Genomic DNA, 307 nt, shown 5'->3' on the forward strand with positions numbered 1-307 from the left:
AAAAAATATGAGCTACACTGTTATCTAGTTTTCAAAGAACATACCATTTGCTATTTAAAATAGCTTTTTGGTGGAGCCTAGCGGGATCGAACCGCTGACCTCCTGCGTGCAAGGCAGGCGCTCTCCCAGCTGAGCTAAGGCCCCAAAAGTTGTATGGTGGGCCTAAATGGACTCGAACCATCGACCTCACGCTTATCAGGCGTGCGCTCTAACCAGCTGAGCTATAGGCCCATACAAATTGCAGGATTTATTTATATCATATCCTCATTTAAGAGTCAATACTTAATTGAACTCTCAAAACTAAACG

Annotated in this window: 2 tRNA genes; both read right to left on the bottom strand. The window is 43.6% G+C overall.

Annotation, left to right across the window (positions count from 1 at the left end):
• Positions 1 to 68 precede the first annotated feature (68 nt).
• Positions 69 to 144: transfer RNA gene (locus tag ILT06_RS32300), tRNA-Ala, on the bottom strand.
• A 10-nt stretch (positions 145 to 154) separates the two neighbouring features.
• Positions 155 to 231, bottom strand: a tRNA-Ile gene (locus tag ILT06_RS32305).
• Positions 232 to 307: the final 76 nt, after the last annotated feature.

This window comes from Bacillus sp. 17RED48, assembly GCF_019837545.1.
Lineage (GTDB): Bacteria > Bacillota > Bacilli > Bacillales > Bacillaceae_G > Bacillus_A > Bacillus_A wiedmannii.